This is a genomic window from Iodobacter fluviatilis, assembly GCF_900451195.1.
Lineage (GTDB): Bacteria > Pseudomonadota > Gammaproteobacteria > Burkholderiales > Chitinibacteraceae > Iodobacter > Iodobacter fluviatilis.
Genome location: NZ_UGHR01000001.1, coordinates 2716502 through 2738099, shown reverse-complemented (window position 1 = coordinate 2738099; position 21598 = coordinate 2716502). Strand labels below are relative to the sequence as shown.

General features: G+C 50.0%; 19 protein-coding genes. 12 read left to right on the top strand and 7 right to left on the bottom strand.

Features of this window, described 5'->3' with window-relative positions; translation table 11 throughout:
• The first annotated feature begins 110 nt into the window (after positions 1–110).
• Positions 111–989, top strand: a complete 879-nt coding sequence (locus DYD62_RS12660) for a LysR family transcriptional regulator (protein WP_115227669.1) — start codon at positions 111–113, stop codon at positions 987–989.
• Positions 990–1097: 108 nt separating this feature from the next.
• Positions 1098–1937, top strand: coding sequence for a transglycosylase SLT domain-containing protein (locus tag DYD62_RS12655; protein ID WP_115227668.1), 840 nt, complete (start codon positions 1098–1100; stop codon positions 1935–1937).
• A 151-nt stretch (positions 1938–2088) separates the two neighbouring features.
• Here DYD62_RS12655 and recX read toward each other — a convergent pair whose 3' ends face one another.
• The 3 genes from recX to DYD62_RS12640 form a co-directional block, all read right to left on the bottom strand.
• Positions 2089–2532 (bottom strand): recombination regulator RecX, encoded by a 444-nt coding sequence (recX, locus tag DYD62_RS12650; protein WP_115227667.1) that lies wholly within the window; start codon positions 2530–2532, stop codon positions 2089–2091.
• A gap of 82 nt (positions 2533–2614) precedes the next feature.
• Complete coding sequence (gene recA / locus DYD62_RS12645) at positions 2615–3676, bottom strand: recombinase RecA (protein ID WP_099397616.1); 1062 nt, start codon at positions 3674–3676, stop codon at positions 2615–2617.
• Between the two features lie 101 nt (positions 3677–3777).
• The gene (locus DYD62_RS12640) at positions 3778–5634 is read right to left on the bottom strand and encodes an ATP-binding protein (RefSeq protein WP_115227666.1); all 1857 of its coding nucleotides are present in this window, start codon (positions 5632–5634) and stop codon (positions 3778–3780) included.
• A 358-nt stretch (positions 5635–5992) separates the two neighbouring features.
• On the opposite strand from DYD62_RS12640, the gene DYD62_RS12635 reads away from it, so the two are divergent.
• The 6 genes from DYD62_RS12635 (at position 5993) to DYD62_RS12605 (ending at position 12408) form a co-directional block, all read left to right on the top strand.
• Positions 5993–7240 (top strand): D-amino acid dehydrogenase, encoded by a 1248-nt coding sequence (locus DYD62_RS12635; protein ID WP_115227665.1) that lies wholly within the window; start codon positions 5993–5995, stop codon positions 7238–7240.
• Positions 7241–7548: 308 nt separating this feature from the next.
• Positions 7549–8013, top strand: coding sequence for a spore coat protein U domain-containing protein (locus tag DYD62_RS12625; protein ID WP_115227663.1), 465 nt, complete (start codon positions 7549–7551; stop codon positions 8011–8013).
• Positions 8014–8205: 192 nt separating this feature from the next.
• Positions 8206–8664: a spore coat protein U domain-containing protein gene (locus DYD62_RS12620; RefSeq protein WP_115227662.1), complete on the top strand. Its 459-nt coding sequence runs from the start codon at positions 8206–8208 to the stop codon at positions 8662–8664.
• Between the two features lie 316 nt (positions 8665–8980).
• Positions 8981–9700 (top strand): fimbrial biogenesis chaperone, encoded by a 720-nt coding sequence (locus DYD62_RS12615; RefSeq protein WP_165928632.1) that lies wholly within the window; start codon positions 8981–8983, stop codon positions 9698–9700.
• Entirely contained in the window at positions 9700–11958 is a 2259-nt protein-coding gene (locus DYD62_RS12610) for a fimbria/pilus outer membrane usher protein (protein ID WP_115227660.1), read from the top strand. Before DYD62_RS12615 ends, DYD62_RS12610 begins: the two co-directional genes overlap by 1 nt.
• Positions 11959–11961: 3 nt before the next feature.
• A complete protein-coding gene (locus DYD62_RS12605; protein ID WP_115227659.1) occupies positions 11962–12408 on the top strand; it encodes a Csu type fimbrial protein in 447 nt (148 codons plus the stop codon).
• 102 nt (positions 12409–12510) lie between these two features.
• Here DYD62_RS12605 and guaB read toward each other — a convergent pair whose 3' ends face one another.
• The gene (gene guaB / locus DYD62_RS12600; protein ID WP_115227658.1) at positions 12511–13980 is read right to left on the bottom strand and encodes an IMP dehydrogenase; all 1470 of its coding nucleotides are present in this window, start codon (positions 13978–13980) and stop codon (positions 12511–12513) included.
• 295 nt (positions 13981–14275) lie between these two features.
• Here guaB and DYD62_RS12595 point away from each other — a divergent pair, with 295 nt between their 5' ends.
• The 4 genes from DYD62_RS12595 to DYD62_RS12580 all read left to right on the top strand — a co-directional run bounded on the left by DYD62_RS12595 (position 14276) and on the right by DYD62_RS12580 (position 18281).
• Complete coding sequence (locus tag DYD62_RS12595; protein WP_115227657.1) at positions 14276–15430, top strand: patatin-like phospholipase family protein; 1155 nt, start codon at positions 14276–14278, stop codon at positions 15428–15430.
• A gap of 117 nt (positions 15431–15547) precedes the next feature.
• Entirely contained in the window at positions 15548–16039 is a 492-nt protein-coding gene (locus tag DYD62_RS12590; RefSeq protein ID WP_115227656.1) for a disulfide bond formation protein B, read from the top strand.
• Positions 16036–16971 (top strand): LysR substrate-binding domain-containing protein, encoded by a 936-nt coding sequence (locus DYD62_RS12585; protein ID WP_115227655.1) that lies wholly within the window; start codon positions 16036–16038, stop codon positions 16969–16971. Before DYD62_RS12590 ends, DYD62_RS12585 begins: the two co-directional genes overlap by 4 nt.
• 158 nt (positions 16972–17129) lie before the next feature.
• Positions 17130–18281: an FAD-dependent oxidoreductase gene (locus tag DYD62_RS12580; RefSeq protein WP_115227654.1), complete on the top strand. Its 1152-nt coding sequence runs from the start codon at positions 17130–17132 to the stop codon at positions 18279–18281.
• Positions 18282–18404: 123 nt separating this feature from the next.
• On the opposite strand, the gene speG is transcribed toward DYD62_RS12580, so the two are convergent.
• The 3 genes from speG to DYD62_RS12565 all read right to left on the bottom strand — a co-directional run bounded on the left by speG (position 18405) and on the right by DYD62_RS12565 (position 21570).
• Positions 18405–18944, bottom strand: coding sequence for a spermidine N1-acetyltransferase (gene speG / locus DYD62_RS12575; protein ID WP_115227653.1), 540 nt, complete (start codon positions 18942–18944; stop codon positions 18405–18407).
• Positions 18945–19141: 197 nt separating this feature from the next.
• The gene (tdh, locus tag DYD62_RS12570) at positions 19142–20167 is read right to left on the bottom strand and encodes an L-threonine 3-dehydrogenase (RefSeq protein ID WP_115227652.1); all 1026 of its coding nucleotides are present in this window, start codon (positions 20165–20167) and stop codon (positions 19142–19144) included.
• A 200-nt stretch (positions 20168–20367) separates the two neighbouring features.
• Complete coding sequence (locus DYD62_RS12565; RefSeq protein ID WP_115227651.1) at positions 20368–21570, bottom strand: glycine C-acetyltransferase; 1203 nt, start codon at positions 21568–21570, stop codon at positions 20368–20370.
• Between the last annotated feature and the right edge of the window lie 28 nt (positions 21571–21598).

Here is a 21598-nt window from a genome sequence, read left to right as displayed (position 1 = left end):
CGAGCGTGGAGTTATTACGCTCTAGCTTTGCTTGCGGATGTAAAAGCAAATTGGTGAGTGCATGCGTGGGCTATTGCCCATTTCATAAACCAATAAACGAGAACAGCCTTATGTTGGATTTAAATCGCCTAGCCACTTTTGTGGCGGTGGTGGAGTCGGGAGGGTTTACTGCGGCTGGCGACAGGCTGGGGATGGCTAAATCCTTGGTGAGCCAGCAGATTAGTAAGCTGGAATCTCAGCTTGGGGTGGCGCTGCTGACGCGCAGTACCCGTAAAGTACTGCTTACCGAAATTGGCGAGCAGCTTTATGCCGATATTGCCCCGCTGCTGCTAGCGGCCAATGAAGCGCTTGATCGGCTTGGGCAGGTGAAGGCATCGGGCCTGCTGCGTATTACCGTACCGGTGGATTATGCCGGTGCGGTGCTGGCTCCGCTTCTCGCTGAGTTTGCTGTGTTGCACCCTCAGCTGGAAATTGAATTACTGGCCACGGATGAGGTGCTGGATCTGCTGGCCGAACGGATTGATGTGGCGTTTCGTTTGGGTCGATTGCAGGATTCTGCCCTGCATGCGGTTAAGCTGGCGCAGTTTGCCGAATGCGTGGTGGCGTCGCCTGGTTGTTTGGCACAGCATCCTGAGCTCAAGCATCCTCAGGATTTAGCCACACTACCCTGGGTGGCGATGACTCGGTTACAAGCGCCGCTGACTTGGAAGTTTAACCATGGAGATGAATCGTGCACAGTCAGGATGAGGGCGGTGATGCGGGCCAGCGCGCCGTCTTCTGTGCTGGCGCTGGTTAGAAGCGGTGCAGGCTTGTCGGTCTTGCCCGATTTTATGGTGGCTGAAGATCTGGCGGCGGGGCGCTTGGTGCATTTGTTGCCCGAATGGACGATGCCTGCAGGCGGCATCTATGCCGTCTATCCGAGTGCCCGCTATCTGCCAGCGAAGGTCAGAATTTTGCTTGATTTTATGCGTTCAAGGCCGATGACTTAAGAAAGTGGGCTGTTAGGGGGCTCACTGTTTTATGCTCCTCTGGTCTGTTGGAACCATCGGTTTGTTGTTGCAGTAATAAGCTGTTAGCAGCTTATTACTGAGGGGGTGATGATGCTGAGTTTGATTTTTAGCACGGCACTGGTGCTTGCCCCTGTCTCTGATGTAGGTGATGCACCTTTGCTGCAGGAAAGTTTACTGGCCGCGGCAAAGCTGGAGTCGCAGGATGCCTGGGGGGCTGCGGTTCTTTATTGTGCTGCGGCAAGAAAGGGGTCTGTTGAGGCGCAATATCGCTTGGGTATGTTGTATGCGTTTGGCGAGGGCGTACCGGAAAACAGGAAAATGGCCTCCACTTTGTTCTCCAGCGCTGCAGAGCAGGGGCATGTGCGTGCGCATGCGATGTTGGAAACAATCAGGCTTGGCGCAAGCGTGCTGCCACCTTGCATATTGTCTGAGGTTAAACCGGAAAAATTGCCCGAGCTGGCTGCGCCTACTTTACCTGCACTGAATGCCAACCAGCAGAAAATTGCCCGCATCGTGCAGCAAATTGCTTTATGGCACGATGTTGATCCGCAGTTTGCTTTGAGCATTGCTAGGGTGGAATCTCAGCTTAATCCGCAGGCTTTGTCGCTTAAATCAGCGCAGGGGGTGATGCAGTTAATTCCGGGAACAGCAGAACGCTTTAATGTGCGCGATGCATTTAATGCCAGTCAGAATATCAGGGGCGGGGTGCGTTATTTACGCTGGCTGCTTGATCGCTATCAGGGCAATGTGGTGCTGGTGGCCGCCAGCTATAACGCAGGAGAAAAAGCAGTAGACCGCTACAAAGGGGTGCCGCCATACCCTGAAACACAAAGCTACGTGGCTAAAGTGATGAAGCTTTACCCCTATGCACAGCACAAGATGAAGCAGCACTACATCAATAAGGCGCAAATGCGGCCAGTTTTGTAGAGGCTTCACAGATGAGATGCAACGATCATTGCCTTCGGTACGTTGATTTTGCTGTGCTATCCCCGCGAAGTATTTGATTATTGAATAGCCAGAAACCCTAATGCTTGTGCCCTTTGTGGTTCAATAGTGGGTTTCAATGGGCAGATCTCCCTCAATAATCCTCATCCTCCCCTCCCACGACTTTGTAAATCACAGATACAGAAAAACCACGGCTGATGAGAAAGCGCAGCTGTTTGTTTTTTTCCTTGGGGTCTTGGGGCGGGCTGCCAAATTTTCTTCGCCACAGTGCACGGGCTTGTTCCAGCTCGGTGTCACCGTGTTCTTCCATTACGCTGGAAATAATGTCGCTGGAGACCCCTTTTTGTTGCAACTCGGCACGCAAGCGTTGCGGGCCATAGCGCTGGGAGCGGTAGAACACCCATTGCTCGGCAAAGCGGATGTCAGATTGCCAGCCTCGCTCGATGAAATCGTCGAGTACCGCATCAACTTCACTGGGGTCATCTGCAAAAGGAAGGAGTTTAAGTCGCAGCTCACCGCGCGAATGGTCCCGGCGGGCAAGGTGTTGCAGGGCTTTGTTACGCAGAACGGTCGTCATTTATAACTCTGTTTATTGCACCGGTTCGTATGGGTGAACCGATAGCCGTCCCCTCTGGGGAAGAGGGGACGGGTCAAACTACTTAAGCATCCAGCTCTTCTTCTTTGCCATCATCAAGCAAAGCGGCAGGATCGATTGGCAGTAAGCCGCCTGCGCCTAATTTTGCACGAATTTTCTGTTCAATTTCAGCAGCAACTTCAGGGTTGTCTTTCAGGTATTGACGGGAGTTTTCCATCCCTTGGCCAATCTTATTGCCGTTATAGCTATACCATGCACCGGCTTTTTCAACAATTTTATGCGTTACGCCGTATTCAATGATTTCGCCTTCATGGCTGATCCCTTCGCCGTAAAGAATATCAAAGGTCACAATACGGAAAGGCGGAGCCACTTTGTTTTTAGCGATCTTCACTTTGGTTTGGTTACCAATGATCTCGTCGCCTTTTTTAACCGCGCCAATACGGCGGATATCAAGACGAACCGATGCGTAAAATTTAAGCGCATTACCACCGGTGGTGGTTTCAGGGCTTTGGCCTGGCATCATATTGCCAATCTTCATACGCAGCTGGTTAATAAAGATCACCAGTGTATTGGTACGCTTGATATTGCCGGTGAGCTTACGCAGTGCCTGGCTCATTAAGCGCGCTTGCAGGCCCACGTGCACATCGCCCATTTCGCCTTCGATTTCGGCTTTGGGAGTAAGGGCTGCAACCGAGTCGACCACGATGATATCTACGCCGCCGGAGCGAACCAACATATCGGCGATTTCTAAGCCTTGCTCGCCGGTGTCGGGTTGTGAAATCAGCATTTCGGATACGTTTACACCGAGTTTGCTGGCGTAAACAGGATCAAGTGCGTTTTCGGCGTCGATATAAGCGGCTACACCGCCAAGTTTTTGTACTTCGGCTACAACGTGCAGACAGAGCGTGGTTTTACCAGAAGATTCTGGCCCGAAAATTTCAACAACGCGCCCGCGGGGTAAGCCGCCAACACCAAGGCCCAGATCTAAGCCAAGGGAGCCGGTGGAAACCACTTGCAGATCACCTTGAATCTGATTTTCGCCCATTTTCATGATGGCGCCTTTGCCGAACTGACGTTCGATTTGCGCGAGTGCCGCGGCGAGTGCCTTGCTCTTGTTGTCGTCCATGTGTGTGTCCCGAGCGCTGTTTAAATAGATGAGTGATTATAGAACAATCGTTCTGTAAATGAAAAGAGATTTACAGATTTTGTGGATCTTGCCACTTTGAGTCAATGCGGCAAACGGTGATCTGCCAGAGGTTTATTGGGCAGGGTGAAGTAGAAAATGGTTTGGCTGTCTGCCTGAGATTTGGCCCAGATGCGCCCGTCGTGGCGGTGAATAATCCGCTGGACGATGGCCAGGCCAATGCCATTGCCAGTGAGTTCGGTATGAGAGTGCAGGCGCTGGAAAGGCGAAAATATTTTATTGGCATGGGCCATGTCAAAGCCGATTCCGTTGTCTTGAATATAGAAAACGGTCTGGCCATTGATCTCATTTGCACCAATGCTGATTTTTGCATCCTGGGTGCGCTCGGTAAATTTCCATGCATTATCAAGTAAATGTCTGAGTGCAATCAGCATCAGCTTAGGGTCTGCATGGGCCCTGAGATTTTCTTCAATCTGAATATCAATTTGCCGCTGGGGTTGCAGACTGCGGAATTCATCAACAATTTCTTCGCTTAAGGCGCTCAGATTAATGTTCTGGCAGCGCACTTCAATACGAGTCAGCTTGGACAGATTGAGTAAATCATCAATCAGGCTGGTCATATTGTGCGTTGTGCTGCGGATACGCGCTAAATAGTTGCGGGCATTTACATCTAGCGAGCCGATATAGTCTTCTAGCAGCACCTGACTGAAGCCTTCTATGGTGCGAAGCGGTATGCGCAGATCGTGCGATACCGAGTAAGAAAACGCTTCCAGCTCGTGATTGGCAGAGGCTAGCGCGCGGGTGCGGGCTTCTACGACTTCTTCAAGGTGGTTGCGGTAGCGCTCCATATCCAACTCGGCCTGTTTGCGCTCGCTGATATCAATAATAAAACCCTGCAAAGTACGTTTGTTATTGGCATCGCATTGTGCGGAGGCCGTGAGCAGTACCCATTTCTCTTCGCCGCTGCTGCTTAAAAAACGGCATTCAAATTCAGAAACACCTGTTTTGCTGGTTTCGCTGAATAGACGATAAGCATGATGCCGGTCGTCCGGGTGCAGATAGCTGGATAAAAAGCCTTCTTGGTACCACTGGGCCAGCGGATAGCCCAGCAGTGCTTCAGCCTGCGGGCCCACATAGGTGAGCCGCCACTCGTCTGGGTTGGCATCCCATGGGATGATATGTGTGGATTCAACCAGCCTACGGTAGCGATCTTGGCTGGCGCGTAGGGCCAGCTCAATTTGCCTGCGGCCGAGGATGTCGGTTTCCAGCTGTAGGTTTTTTTGTTCCAGCGTCAGAATCAGGTCTTTCAGTGATTTTCGCGTGGTTTCCAAGTTCTGCCCTAAGGTGCCGATTTCATCGCTGCGCCGCCAGACAAAGGCTTCATCCAGCTCACGGCGGGCCAGCTGAATGGCTTGGCGGGATAGTTCGGCCAGCGGGCGGATAATCCTAGATTCAAGCAGTAATAAAATTAGCCCGAGGCTAAGCACAATCTGCAGCAGTACTGCTGCCAGATAAAGGCGTTGTTCGCTGCGGATGCGGGTGGTGGCATTGCCATCATCCAGCTCAATCGTAATGGTGCCAATATTGCTGCCCTGCTTGCTCACCACCCGGGTGAGTGAGTGCAAATGTCCGCGGCGGCGCTCAGGCTTATTGGCCTCAATAAACAGGCCCAGTGTGGAGTCGTTGACGGTGATGCGCACAATACGCTCATCGCTGATGACGGATTCCAGCAGGGGTTTGCCAGCATCTGGAGACAGATTCCAGAGTGGCTCTTGCATGCCCAGTACCAGAATATCGGCAATACGCTGGTGATCCAGGCTGATCTGGCGCTGGGCGTTGTCCAACTGGCGGGTCAGGCTGATATAGCCATTTACACCAGAGGGCAGCAATAAGCCCAAAAGAGTGGCAAAAATAATTGCAGTTCGAAGCGACAGATTCATAGCGTGGCGAGGCTTGGTTTTTCGTAAGTAGAGAGTTTCAGATGTTAGTTTAGATCAAGTAACGGCTTTCTAGTAAAACGTATCATCATTTCATGATTCTTAATCAAGTATTATGAATCGCATTTGTTAATCTTTTTGTAAAAAATCATTTAGTACAGGGTTTGTGGCGTGGCTTGAATCAATCTGTTTGCCGGGCCCAGTATATTTTCTAATACAAGTCATATTGTCTGCTTTGATTTGCGCGTATCAATTCATTTTTTTGCTGCCGGATAAAAAAATGATGAGTGGCTGCGATATTTTTTGCCTGGTTTTTGCTTGAAAACGTATTCGATTTGAAATTGATTCATAAGGGAAAAACATGAAGGTGATTGTACTGGGGGCGGGCGTAATAGGGATTACTTCGGCATGGTTCTTAAGCCAGGCGGGGCATGAGGTGACGGTGATTGAGCGTGCGCCGGAGGCGGCAAGGGAAACCAGCTACGCCAATGGCGGGCAAATATCGGTGTGTCATGCGGAGCCATGGGCTAATCCCAAGGCTCCTTGGAAAGCATTGCAGTGGCTGGGTGAAGAAGATGCGCCGCTTTTGTTTCGCTTTAAGCTCGATTGGCATCAATGGCGCTGGGGTTTGCGTTTTTTACAACAGTGCACCCGGGAGAAAGCGCGTTACAACCTGCAAAACCTAGTGCGCCTTGGTTTATATAGCCGCGACACCCTGCAATCCTTACGGGCGGCTACCGGAATCGAATACCATCAGCGCACTGAGGGGATATTGCATTACTACACTGAGCAGGCTGAGTTTGAATCGGCTATTCCTGCGGCAAAGCTGATGGGGGAGCTGGGTCTTGATCGGCAGGTAAAATCTGCGGCCGAGTGTTTATTGATTGAGCCTGCTTTGCGCAATTCGATGCGGCCTATTGTGGGGGGCACCTATACGCCGAGTGATGAATCGGGTGATGCGCGTTTATTTACCAATGAACTGGCCATTCTCTGCGAGCAAGCCGGGGTGAAGTTTCGCTATGATTGCGAAATCGCTGGTTTTGATTGTGCGGGCGGGGATGTGGTAGCGGTGCGGGTAGAGGGGGCTGAGGGGACAGAGTCTCTGAGCGCAGATGCTTTTGTGGTGAGCTTAGGCAGCTATAGCCCACTGCATTTGCGCCCCTTGGGGATAAATCTGGATATTTATCCGGCCAAGGGCTATTCAGCCACGATTCCGGTGCGTGCGGATCATTGTGCGCCAACTGTCAGCCTGACAGATGATGGGCATAAGTTGGTTTTCTCGAGACTGGGGGATTATCTGCGCGTGGCCGGGACTGCAGAGTTCGATGGGTATAATCTGGATCTGAATGCAGTACGCTGCAAAGCAATTATTGATCGCGTTAGAGATATTTTTCCAAATGGTGCCGATTATGCTGCGGCCGAGTTCTGGACAGGTTTGCGCCCGGCAACGCCCGGCAATTTGCCTTATATTGGCCGTACACGCTATCCGAGTTTGTGGCTCAATACCGGGCATGGTACCTTGGGCTGGACAGAATGTTGTGGCTCGGCACTGGCTATTGCCGATTTAATTTCCGGTAAAAAGCCTGATGTTGATTTTTGTTTTCAGTAATTAATCATGTCTGAATAAATGGCCGGGCTGTTTATTCAGACTAATTACCTTGCGATATGTTTTTTCCAGAGAATATGATGCGATCTGTTAGCTGCTGTTTATTATGCTGTTTGTTTACCCAATCAGCATGGGCGATTAATATCAAAGTGCAATCTAGGGTGCTGCCCCGTTGCACCGTTTCTGATAAAGCAGTTGTATTAACGACAGCTGCTTCAATTTGCTCTCGGTCTTTAAATTTTGTGCGCACATTTAAGCGCACTGAAAATAGCGGTGCATCGGCCGTAGAGCGGGTTGTGATGGAGTTTTAAATGAATAGTAATATCTGCCGGTTTTTTTCTTGTTTGTTTTTTACTGCACTTTCTTTTTCTGCGTTTGCGGAATCTCAGCGTGTGAGTGCTGAAGTCGCAGGGAGCTGTGTTTTTGCTCGGCCTGATGATGTGGTGCTTAATTTTGGTGGTTTAACTCCCGGGCAGGGGGATCGCCAGGTGATCGGTGAGGTGAGTTTTTCCTGCTCTAAAGGCACGCATTACAAGGTGGAGCTTGATAATGGGCGCTACTTTAATCAGGGGCTGGGGCAGGGCAGAAAAATGGGCAGCATCAAAGGGGGGGATTATCTGCCGTATAACTTGCAAAGCAGCCTGAGTAGCGGCACTGGTGCGGGTGAGGCCGTGCTGATTCCTTTAAAGCTAAGTGCTAGCGTACGTGGTGCGGATTATCTTGCAATTAAAACCGGGGATTATTCTGATTTGGTTGTTTTAAAGATAAATCCATAATTTATTATCCTTGTGATAATTTTTTATTTCTGCATTAGTCTATTCTAATGCAATGTAAAAGTACCTCTCGATCAGCATTTAAATGATATAGATCACTCTTTTTTTGTAAAGTATTTAGCTTATTGCCGTAGGAAATTTCTTATAGAATTACCTCTCTTATTACTGACTTCATTTAAATAAAAGAGGGATTCAATGAAAAAAATGATTTTGGCTTCTTTATTTGCTTCGGCTGCTTTTCCTGCCTTTGCTGCTAATGTAAATGTCCATGTATTAGGCAAAGTATTGCCTGTTTGTACTTTTGTAAATCCATCCGATGTCACGATGACTATTCCGGATATGACGCCTGGTGTTGATGCACAAAAACAAACAACAGCAGATATCAGCTTTTGGTGTTCCAAGGGTACAAGCTATACCGTTTCAATGAACGATGGTTTAAATGGTGCCGAAGGTAAAAAAAATATTAAATTAAGTGATGGCGATGCCAGTGATTTGATTGAATACAATCTGACGGCAGATAAAACATCTGGCGTGGGCGAGGGCGGCTTAACAGAAAATAAAGTATTGCTGACTGCGGTTGTTGAAGGCGCTGCCTATCAAAATGCCAAGGCGGGTGATTATGCTGATACGGTTGTGCTGACAGTCGCACCTTAAATACTCTGCTAAAGAGGCATTCTATGTGTATTGCCTCTATTTTTAAACAATCTGGTGTGCACGCTGGGTTTTTTAAAGACGCTTCGGGTCGAGGGAAAATCAGTCTGTTTCTGATCTTGTCATTCCCTAGTTGGAGTCCGGTTCTCGCACTGGGCCCTGATAAGACAACTTAATCAGCTTTTTCCTTAAGATGCGGGCCACTTTGCTGCAAGGCAGGGTTTGTGGTGTCTGTGTCTTTCTCTGCGCTATGTTTGCCACGTTCTATTCAGAGTGGCAGGTTGGCGCGATCAAAACTTACTTAAATAAAGGGCCTGATATGCAAAAGCTCTTGATGCTCTTATTCGCGGGCTGGATTAGCCTGCTTTGTGCCCCTGCGTTTGCCGCGCAATTTTCTGTGTCGCCAGTTCGGCTAGATTTTACGGCGAAAGACAAGACGTCTTCTATTACGATTGCCAATGTGGGTGATACGCCGCTGCGGGTGGCGCTGGATGCCAAGCGCTGGGAGCAGGATGCGGCTGGCGAAGATCTTTATAACGAGACCAGCGATCTGCTGTTTTTCCCAAAGCAGGCAGAAATCGCCCCGCACAGCCAGCGTGTTGTGCGTATTGGTTTACGCGTGCCCAGAGCCGCTGATGAGCTGGCTTACCGCTTGTATGTGAATGAGCAGCCGCCGCTTAAAAGCGAGGCGGGCAGCTCTCAGTTGTCGATGGTATTGAGTTTTGGCGTGCCCATTTTTGTACAACCTGCGGTTTTGAATAGGGCGGCCACGATGGACAACATCAAACTGCAAAAAGGGGATTTAAGTTTTACACTTAAAAACACGGGCAATGCCACATTAAGATTGTCTTCGCTTAAAAGCGAAACGCTGAAGCTTGATCAGCAAGAATTCAGTGCATGGTATTTACTGGCAGGCACAGAGCGCGAATACCATTTCCCTTTGGCGCACTGCTCGCCAGGCCAGCATCTTATTGATGTGTCTTTTGATCGTCACAGCCTGAGTGTGCCCTTGGATATTGCCACATCGGCTTGTAAATAATGGCGCGTAAAATTGCTCTATGGGTCTTGTTATTATGTAGCTGCCGTTTTGCAAGTGCCGCTGCCGAGCCGCTGATTATTAATATCATGCTCAATGGCATGGCGAAGGGCGATCTTGAGGCCAGAGTAGATGCCGATATTTACTGGCTGGATGCAGATGCTTTAAAGGGCATGGGGCTGAGTGAAGTGAAAGGCAGCAGCCAGCTTTTTTCTGGGCGTCGTTTTGTGCGGATGGATCAGATTAGCGGCGTAAAAGCTAATCTTGATCTGGATCTGCTGCAAGCCAGTCTTCAGGCCGAACCGGCTTTATTGCCCTTACAAATCTCTAATTTCTCGCAGCAAAATCATATCCGCCCCTGGGAGGGTGGTACATCGGCCTATTTAAATTACACCGTATCAGCAAGGCGAGATGCCAGCGGGCAAACTGGGATGGGCTTTGCGCCCACTTTAAATATTGCCTCGGAGGGCTGGAACCTGCGCAGTCGGCACGATTACCAAAGCCATGATCAGGGCTGGCTGCGGCTGGATAGTACGCTGAGCTACGATAGCCCAGATCAGATGATGCGTATCACGCTGGGTGATCTTTCCCCCACGGCAGGAGCATTGGGGCGTGGTGTGCCGATGGCGGGGATAGGGGTGAGCCGCGTGTTCTCCATGCAGCCTTATTTTGAAACAAAGCCGGGCTTAAATGGCGGAGCGCCTATCACCAGCCCATCCACTGCCGAAATCTATATCAATGGTGTGATTGTTAAAAATGTTGATCTGCAGCCGGGGATGTATCAGTTTCAGGACTTAAGCTATTTTTCAGGATTTCAGGATATTGCTGTGGTGGTGAAAGACCAGTACGGCAATCGTCAGGTTTATAACCTGCCTTATTATTTTGATGATTCCCTCCTGAAATCCGGCTTGAACGAGTTTAATTACAACTTAGGTGCAGAGCGCAAAGAGGGCTTTGATCACTATCAGGGCCTTGCCTTTTCGGGCCTGCACCGTTACGGCGTGAGTGATTATCTGACCGTGGGTGTGCGTGCGGAGCGTACTCCGGGGTATCAGAGCGCAGGCGCTCTAGCCAATCTCCGCCTAGGTGATTACGGCGTACTGGGTGTGGCCGCATCATGGGCTAAAAATGGCGGAGAACAGGGGCAGGCAAGCCTGTTTAACTATCGTTATGAAGAGCAGGCTTTTAATGTACGCGCCATGCTACAGCAGCAAAGCGCCCATTACCTGGCATCTATGCTTGATTTGCCTGTGCCTGCATGGAATGGCAGCGTGGGCTTTGGTTTTGGCAATCAAAGCATAGGCAATTGGGGTGTGGATTTGATGCGCCAGGCGGGGGGTACGGCAGAAACAGCAAATGCTTTAAGGCTGAGTTTTTCTGCAAGCCCGGCGCGGGATTTCTCAGTATCAACATCGTTTTCAATTCGGAATAATGGAAGTCAGGGTTTTGTGAATCTGACTTGGCTGTTCGATGGCAATCAATCGGCAGGCACCAGTTTTCAGCGTGATGAATTTAATCAGCAAAGAATGAATGCCTATTACGCCAAAAATACCCCTGCAGGCGAGGGCTGGTCCTATCGGTTTAATGCAGAGCATGATCGGATTGGCTCATCACAGGATGCCTATGTGCAGGGGAGGTTTGCGCAATCTCAGCTCACGGCCAGCGCAAGGCAATATGCAGGCCGCAGCAGTTACAGCGTGGCCGCCGAAGGCGCTGTGGCTTATGTGGATGGCCATTGGGGCGTAAGTCGTCCCATAAACCAAAGCTTTGCCTTGGTGCAGAGTGAGGGTTTGTCCGGGGTTGGGGTTACGCAAAATAGCCAGCTGATTGGTCATACCGATGAAGAGGGCTATTTGTGGGTGCCCGAATTAAGCAACTACGGGCAGCAGCAAATTGCGCTGGTGCAGGATGATATTCCTATTGAATATACCCTGCCGAAGCTTAGGCTTGATGTGATGCCGGGGCAAAATATGGGGCGGCACCTTGTTTTTGCGGCGAAAAAATTACGGGCTTTTGAAGCGCGAATTGTAGATGCTCAGCAGCATGCTTTGGTCAACACCACCCTGAGCTTAAAATTGCCTGAAGGTGATTTATCCGCCATGACCGATATCAATGGAAAAATCTACTTGGAAGACATCGCGCCTGGAAAATACGCGTTTGAAATACAAAACAAAGGATTGCCTTGCTCGGCCTGGATTGAAGTGCCTGATGCTGCGGGTGATGTGCTGGATCTGGGTGATTTAATCTGTAGCAGGGAGTAGCGTATGTTCATTAAAAAAATCATCGGTATTGCAGTGGCCTTGCTGCCTGCGTATTCCATGGCGGGGGCTTGCTCTTTTGGATCAGTGCAGGAAGTGGCTTTTGGGCAATATGCCCCAAACTTAGGTACCGAAACCATCAGGCAGGAGCTCATTACTGCAAGCTGCACACAGGCTGGAAAACTGTCTATCTCGTTTGGTCCTAGCCAGGTTTCTGGCACCATTACTGACAGGAGAATGCGTAATATCAGCGGCGGCAGCAGCCAGCTTCGCTATCACCTGTATAAATCAACGTGCAAATCGCCTGAGCTGGGTACGGGTAAAGATGCTTTAAGCGTTTCAGTTTCGGCTGGCATTGTAACGCCCATTTATTTTTGCGGCGTTATCCCTCCTTTGCAGCAGGTCGATGTGGGTAATTATGAGGATTATGTGGTTCTCACTATTTCGCCTTAGTATCGGCGCCATTTATTGCTAATGTATTTCTTGTTTTATTGAAGCTTTAAAAAAAAGGCCGGAATCAATTCCGGCCTTTTGTATATCGGGTAATCAGATTGATTAATCGGTATGGTAATTTGGTGCTTCTTTAGTGATTTGCACATCATGCACATGCGATTCACGAATACCTGCGGCGGTGATTTGCACAAATTCGGCTTTTTCGTGGATCTCTGTGATGGTTTTGCAGCCCAGATAACCCATAGATGAACGCAGGCCACCCATCAACTGATGGATGATGGCGGTAATCGGGCCTTTGTAAGCAACACGGCCTTCAATGCCTTCTGGAACCAGCTTGTCGGCGTTGTTTACATTGTCTTGGAAGTAGCGATCAGACGAGCCATTGCTGCCGGCCATTGCACCTAAAGAGCCCATACCACGATAGCTCTTGTAAGTGCGCCCTTGGTATAGCTCCACTTCACCTGGCGCTTCGTCCGTGCCGCCAAATAAGCCGCCCAACATCACCGAGCTTGCGCCCGCTGCAATAGCTTTAGAGATGTCGCCAGAGTAGCGAATACCACCGTCTGCAATCAGAGGAATACCCGTGCCTGCCAGCGCATCGGCCACATTGGCGACCGCAGTAATTTGCGGAACGCCCACGCCAGCCACAATACGCGTCGTGCAGATTGAGCCTGGGCCAATCCCCACTTTAACCGCATCGGCACCGGCTTCAGCCAAAGCTAAAGCGGCAGCAGCGGTGGCGATATTGCCGCCAATCACTTGGATGTGCGGGAAGTTTTGCTTAACCCAGCGCACGCGATCGATCACGCCTTGGCTGTGGCCGTGGGCGGTATCTACCACAATCACATCCACACCGGCTTCTGAAAGCAACTTCACGCGCTCTTCAGTGCCTGCACCTACGCCAACCGCTGCGCCGCAACGCAGGCGACCTTGGTCATCTTTGGCGGCATTGGGGTGCTCGGAGGTTTTGATCAAGTCTTTAACGGTAATCAAGCCTTTGAGCTTGAAGTTTTCGTCGATCACCAGCACGCGCTCAAGGCGGTGTTCGTGCATCAGTACGCGGGCGGTTTCGATTGAATCGCCTTCGTTGACCGTAATCAGACGCTCTTTAGGCGTCATGATGCTGCTGACCGCCACATCAAGGCGTGTTTCAAAGCGTAAATCGCGGTTGGTGACGATACCGACCAATTGGCCTGTTTTATCGATGACAGGCAAGCCTGAGATTTTGTGCTGACGGGTGAGTTCGTGAACGTCGCGTACCAGCATGTCTGGGGATACAGTAATCGGATCCTTTACAATGCCTGATTCATAACGTTTTACTTTGGATACTTCTTTTGCTTGCATTGCAGGGGTCATATTCTTATGAATAATCCCCATGCCGCCTTCTTGGGCTATTGCAATGGCGAGGCGGGCCTCGGTCACTGTATCCATCGCGGCAGAAACCAGCGGCAGATTCAGGCGAATATTGCGTGTGAATTGCGTCGATAGATCGACATCACGTGGGAGGATGTTTGAGTGGGCCGGGACGAGAAGTACATCGTCAAAGGTGAGGGCCTTCTGAATCACGCGCATGGTGCAGAATCCTTAGTCGCCAAAACGGCATTATACCGAACTGCGCGTAATAAGACCAATCCCTGTTAGTACAGTTTTTAATAATCTGCAATTTTGCACTTTATTTAAGAAAATATTTGACGGCCATTTTTGTGATCTTTTGATGCCTGAGCATGAAATCTGCAAGTGAACCCTGCTATTTTTCTGACAATCTTGCAGCCTTGCCCGCTAAGAACTAGCGTAAGAGAGAGACTGGTTTGTTATGCCTGTTTAAAAATAAAAAAGAAACAAGAGGCGCAAGATGGGGATCAAACGAATGCAGACGCATCCCTCCAGTACGGCTTTAATTTTGTCGGGAGGGGGGGCAAGGGCTGCTTATCAGGTGGGCGTGTTGCTGGCCATTGCAAAATTATTGCCCAAGGGCGCGGCCAACCCCTTTCCTATTATCTGTGGCACTTCGGCAGGAGGCATTAATGCGGTGGCGATTGCAGCTGGGGCCGGCCATTTTCGCCGCTCTGTGTTTGAGCTGGCAAGGCTCTGGCAGGGATTAAGCCCGGAAATGATTTATCAAGCGTCACTTGGGCAATTATTGGCGACGGCAGGTCATTGGTTAGTGTCTTTGTTTTTAGGGGGCTTGGGTAAATATAATCCGCGTGCTTTTTTAAATAATGCGCCACTGCGTGATTTGCTGGTGGACAGGGTGGATTTCTCTGGTATTCAGCAAAGCATAGAGGCGGGGGCTTTGCGTGCTTTATCGATCTCTGCTTCAGGCTATACATCGGGGCAATCGGTGTCTTTTTTTCAAGGTGCTGCAGATCTGGATATCTGGCACCGCGCTTCCAGAGTGGGGGTAAAGGCCAGTATTTCCGTTGATCATCTGATGGCTTCGGCGGCGATTCCTTTATTGTTTCCTGCTGTGCGTTTACATCGCGAATACTTTGGGGATGGCTCGGTGCGGCAAATCGCCCCAATCAGCCCTGCAATTCATTTGGGAGCTGATCGTATTTTAGTGATTGGAGTCGCGCCGCAAGTGGCAGATCCCTCGGCCAGAGAAAAGCACACCCGCTACCCCACGTTGGCCCAGGTAATGGGGCATTTAATGAATAGTATTTTTCTGGATGGTCTGGATACCGATTTAGAGCGCTTAACCCGAATCAACCGCACGCTGGCGGCTGTGCCTGCTGATTTGGTGCGGCAGTTTCCCTTGGGCTTGCGGCCGATTAAAGTCCTGGCGATTTCACCTTCACAGCCTCTGGAGCGGCTGGCTGTGGCTTTTAAATCAGAGTTTCCCATGGGAATGCGTTTTCTGCTTGGCGGGATGGGGGCATTTCGTCATCAAGGCTCGGTTGTGGCCAGCTATCTGCTTTTTTGCAGTGGCTATTCGCGCAAACTGATAGAGCTGGGTTATCGGGATGCCATGGCCAAAGAGCAAGAGTTGCGTGACTTTTTGTCGATTGAAACGTCAGAATAAGCAATATTACAGTCAGTGCAGTGTAGGTATCGGCAATTCTTGCCTGATATCAACTCCCTCTTGATCGAGTTGGCTGATAGAATAGTCTGTATCTATTGACTGGCTATTGGAGTACACATGTTGCGCTGGCGTCTGGGCCATTTGGCCCTGTCTCTTTTTTGTGCAGGCACCATTGCCTTTGCGCTCTATCTGGAAAAAACCCAATTTTTAAGCCCATGCCCGCTGTGTATTTTTCAGCGAGTGGGTTTTATTACCTTTGGCCTGCTGTCTTTCTGCGCCGCTGCGATTCCCCTGCCTAAAATGAGCCGTTTCTGGCCCATTGTACTGACCCTTGTGGGCCTTGCTGGGGCGGGCGTTGCCGCAAGACATGTGGCGATTCAGTATTTTATTGATCCAAGTAAACTGCCTTCCTGCGGGCCAGGGCTGAACTACCTGATGGAAACGCAGCCATGGCTGCAGGTTTTTAAGGGCGTGCTGACCGGGCATGGCGAATGCGGTGTTATAGATTGGAGCTTATTCGGCATGTCTTTACCCGTATTGGCTTTATTGGGATTTAGCGGGCTGATAGCGGCAACTTGGGGTATTCGTTTCTGGCAGGCCAAAGCATGACGCTGACCGAGTTAAGGTACATCGTGGCCGTGGCGCGGGAGCGCCATTTTGGCCGGGCTGCCGCCAGTTGCTTTGTATCGCAGCCTACATTATCGGTAGCGGTAAAAAAGCTGGAAGAAGAGCTGGGCGTGGCATTATTTGAGCGCTCTGCCAGCGACGTTACCCTGACACCGATTGGTGGCCGTCTGGTTGAGCAGGCGCAGCGAGTATTAGAAGAAGTGCAGCTGATTAAGCAGCTGGCCGAGCAGGGTAAAGATCCGCTGGCTGGCGCTTTGCGCTTGGGCATTATCTACACCATCAGCCCTTATTTGTTGCCGCATTTAATTCCGCAGCTACGGATCGCTGCGCCGCAAATGCAGATTCTGTTGGAAGAAAACTACACCGCGCGTTTGGTCGAGATGCTCAAACAAGGCGAAATCGACGTGGCGATTGTCGCTGAGCCGTTTTTTGAAGCGGGCCTTGCCACGCAAGCCGTTTACGACGAGCCTTTTGTGGTGGCTACGCCTAAAGGCCATCCTTGGGAAAAGGAAACGGAAATCGATTCATCTGTTTTGGCTGATGAGAATGTTTTACTGCTCTCTTCAGGCAATTGTTTCAGAGATCATGTCTTACAAGCCTGCCCAGATCTGAACCGCGAAAGTTTGCCCGCAGGAAGTTTGCAGCGCACCTTACAAGGTAGCTCGCTGACGACGATCCGGCATATGGTGGCAGGCGGGATAGGGGTGACCGTCTTGCCTGCGTCTTCAGTTAGCGCTGCAGATGATGCTTTACTGACTATCCGGCCTTTTAAAGAACCTATCCCCAGCCGGCGGGTGATTCTGGCTTGGCGGCGCAATTTTCCTCGAGCGGCTGCCATAGAGGCGGTGCGCCAAGCGGTTTTGAATACCCGCTTGCCATCCGTGCAAATATTGCCGGATGAGCCGGTGCATTAACAGGGCTTAGTTTTGCAGTAAAAGAAGGACCTAGCGCGGTGTGTATAAGTAAACCGCAGGCCGTGCTGGGGTTTTGCTGATCCTTGCCGTAATAACGATCAGCAGGAGCAAAGGCGCTGGTTTTTTTGATCTACAAGTGCATCACACAGGAAAAGACAATGAGTCATCCTATTATCATTATTGGTTCAGGGCTTGCGGCCTATAACTTAGCACGAGAATTCCGAAAATCAGATCAAACCACGCCTTTAACGATTATCGCTGAAGATTCTGCAGATTTTTATTCCAAGCCCATGCTGTCGAATGCATTAGCGGGCAAAAAAACGCCCGCTTCTTTGGTTATTAAAGCCGCCAGCAAAATGGCCGAAGAATTAAGCGCAGCTATTTTGCCCTATACCGAAGTCGTGGGAATCGATAGCAATCATCAACAGGTTTTATTGATTGATGGGCAAGCGCTGGTTTATCGGGATTTAATTCTGGCGCTGGGTGCTGATCAAATTTATTTACCGCTGGGTGGCAATGCAGGCGACGATGTAATTTCTGTGAATAGTTTGCAGGATTACGCAGAATTCGCCGCAAAACTACCAGAATTAAAAACGGTTGGCATTTTAGGGGCTGGTTTAATTGGCTGCGAATTTGCCAATGATTTATTAGCGCTTGGCATTAAGCCCCTTGTGTTCGATCCGGCAGGCTGGCCCTTATCCCGCTTATTGCCTGAAGCCGCTGGTCGCTATTTAGCGGCGCAACTAACTACTGCCGGTGCAGAGTTTCATTTTGGATTTTCTGCAAAAAACTATGATCATATGGAAGGCCGTTATTTGCTGGGCTTAAACGATGGATCGATTATCGAAGTGGGGATGTTGTTGTCCGCAGCCGGATTGCAGCCTCGTACTCATTTAGCGGCTAGTGCAGGTTTAAAAGTGAATCGCGGTATTGTGGTTGATCAAACCCTGCAAACCTCGCAGCCGCATATCTACGCGCTGGGGGATTGCGCCGAAGTGATGGGTCTCAATTTACCCTTTGTGATGCCGATTATGCACTGCGCCCGCGCCTTGGCTGCTACGCTGGCCGGAACACCCACCCCGGTTAAATATCCCGCCATGCCGGTAGTGGTTAAAACCCCGGCCTGCCCAACCATCGTCGCCCCACCTGCCATCGGTGCGCAGGGGGAATGGCAAGTGTCGGAGATTGAAGGCGGCATCGACGCCCGTTTTGTTGATGCAAAGGGGCAGTTGCTGGGTTTTGCATTATTGGGAGCTGCAAGCAAAGAGAAGCAGGCTTTAACAGGGCAATTACCGCCTGTTTTGTCCTGAGAATAGAGCGCTAGGCTGGGTAATCCAGGCGCGGTTTTAGCCCTGAATGTTGTAACAAAAATCGTTTTTTTGCAGTCCACGCCCGTGCTTTTGATTAAAGCGCGGGCATTTTTTATGCGTGTGTTAGTTAATAGAATGGCCTTGCGTCGCTGTTGCGAAAAATTCATGCTGAAATAGCCGCATTCTGAATACATTGTGATAACGGCCATTGCAGAAATATTCTTCAATTAATTCGGCTTCTTTAGTAAAGCCGCATTTCTCATAAATATGTACCGCTGCTAAATTAGAAACATCAACAACTAAATAAAGTTTGCGCAGATTAAGCACTGCAAAAGCATAATCTGCAGCCAGCAGCGTGGCTTCTGTCGCGTAGCCTTTTCCCTGCTGATCAGGTGCAATCATGATCTGGAATTCACCACGGCGGTGTATATAATCCAGCTCAATTAATTCTACAAAGCCTACCATTTCATCGTTGCTATCTACGGCCACAAAACGGCGTTCGCGCACATCGTGTACATGCTGATCGTAGAGCTGGGTGAGCTCAGAAAAAGTCTCATAAGGCTCTTCAAACCAATAACGCATAATCTTGGCGTTATTATTGAGCTCGTGGGCAAAACGTAAATCGGATCGTTCTAAAGGACGCAGTTTTAAATGGCTACTCATATAAATCGCTTAATGATGAAGGTGTTTCTCTGACTTTAGGTAAAGAGGTGAGTTCAATATTTTTCGGAAAGCGGTATTTGTGTGGGGAAATAGAGGGTGAAAGATGAAGAATGCCAGGCTAGATATATGCAATATTATTAAGTGATATTTGAGCAGGTATAAAAAACCCACGATCTGCATCGTGGGTTTTTTATACATTATTCCCAGCTTAAAATCACCTTACCGCTTTGCCCTGACAACATCGCCTCAAAGCCTTGCTTAAACTCATCCACATGGAAGTGGTGGGTGATGATCGGGGTGATATCAAGGCCAGATTGGATGAGTGCGACCATTTTGTACCAAGTCTCAAACATCTCGCGGCCATAAATGCCCTTGATTTCTAAGCCTTTGAAAATCACCTGATTCCAATCGATGGCGGTGTCTGCAGGTGGAATACCAAGCAGCGCCACTTTGCCGCCGTGCTGCATGGTTTCTAGCATGGTGCGGAAAGCTTGTGGGTTGCCGGACATTTCCAAGCCCACATCAAAGCCTTCGGTCATTTTTAAGTCGCTCATCACGTCTTTTAAATCTTCATTTAAGACGTTGACTGCGCGGGTTGCACCCATTTTACGGGCTAGATCGAGGCGGTATTCGTTGACGTCGGTAATCACCACATGGCGCGCGCCAACGTGCTTGGCAATGGCCACTGCCATAATGCCGATCGGGCCTGCGCCAGTAATCAGTACGTCTTCGCCGACCATATTGAAAGACAACGCGGTATGCACGGCATTGCCAAATGGATCGAAAATGGCGGCTAAATCGTCCGAAATATCGTCAGGAATGGGGAAGGCATTAAAGGCGGGCAGCACCAAGTATTCGGCAAAAGCGCCGGGGCGATTTACGCCCACGCCAACGGTATTACGGCAGAGGTGACGGCGGCCTGCGCGGCAATTACGGCAATGGCCGCAGGTGATATGGCCTTCGCCGGATACGCGATCGCCAATTTTAAAGCCTTGTACTTCTGAGCCGATTTCTACCACGGTGCCTACATATTCATGGCCAACGTGCATGGGCACAGGGATGGTTTTTTGTGCCCAGTCATCCCATTTCCAAATATGAATATCGGTGCCACAGATGGCGGTTTTTTTAATTTTAATCAGCAGGTCATTATGGCCGATGGCAGGCTTTTCGACTTGATTCATCGTCAGGCCGGGTGCTGCTTCTAATTTTGATAAGGCTTTCATCTGGTGCTTCCAATTGTTATTTGTATATAAAAACTAAAACCTAAAATCTGTAGACACGGAGAGCACGGAGGTTAAAAACAGAACACAGAGAAAACCCTGAAAAAACATAAAAGACCACTCATTTTTGTTTTCTCCGTGAAACTCTGTGGCCTCCGAGGTTAAAGATTTGGGTTTTCTCTGTGTCTGCAGAACTTTTTTTATTAAGCAATCACTTTCAGCTCGCGGCCTACTTTAATAAAGGCGTCCACCGTTTTTTGGATTTGCTCTAGTGTATGACCTGCCGACATCTGGGTACGGATGCGGGCTTTGCCCTTGGGCACGACGGGGAAGGAAAATCCCACCACATAAACGCCTTCTTTAAGCAGTGCCGCAGATACGGCTCCAGCAAGGCGGGCATCGCCCAGCATCACAGGGACAATCGGGTGCTCGCCTGGTACTAGGGTAAAGCCTGCTTCAGACATGGCACTACGGAAGTAGTCAGCATTGCGTTTTAAATTACTGCGCAATGCTTTGCCCTCATCGCTGGCTAAGATTTCCAGCACTTTCAGGCTGGCTGCGGCAATGGCGGGGGCGAGGGTGTTGGAGAACAAATAAGGGCGTGAGCGCTGGCGCAGTAAATCAATCATCGGTTTGCGGCCGGAAACATAGCCGCCTGAAGCGCCGCCTAGTGCTTTGCCCAAGGTGCCGGTGTAAAGGTCGATCCGATCCTGCACGCCGCATAATTCTGGGGTGCCTGCACCGTTTTCGCCGATAAAGCCCACTGCATGAGAATCATCCACCATCACGATGGCGTTATAGCGTTCGGCCACATCGCACAGCGCTTTCAGGTTGGCGATAATGCCATCCATAGAAAACACGCCGTCGGTGACAACCAGCTTAAAGCGCGCACCCGCTGCATCTGCGGCGATGAGCTGCGCTTCAAGGTCTTGCATGTCGTTGTTTTTGTAGCGGAAGCGCTTGGCTTTACAGAGACGCACGCCGTCGATAATCGAAGCGTGGTTCAGTTCGTCTGAAATGACTGCGTCTTCTTCACCCAGCAGCGTTTCAAATACACCGCCGTTGGCGTCAAAGCAGCTGGAATACAAAATGGTGTCGTCGGTCTTTAGAAAGCCAGAAATCGCTTGTTCTAAGTCTTTATGCACCTGCTGGGTGCCGCAAATAAAGCGTACCGATGCGCAGCCGTAACCATAATCATCCATGCCCTGTTTGGCGGCGGCGATCAGGCGGGCATCGTCGGCGAGCCCTAGGTAATTATTTGCGCAAAAGTTCAGTACTTCCTGGCCGCTTTGCAGGGTGATATCTGCGCGCTGCTTGCTGGCAATCACACGCTCTGGCTTGGCAAAACCATCGTTGTGGATTTGTTCGAGAGTGGCATTAAGGTGTGAAAGGTAAGCGTGATTCATAGTCATCCTGTGTGCGGGGAAACGATCT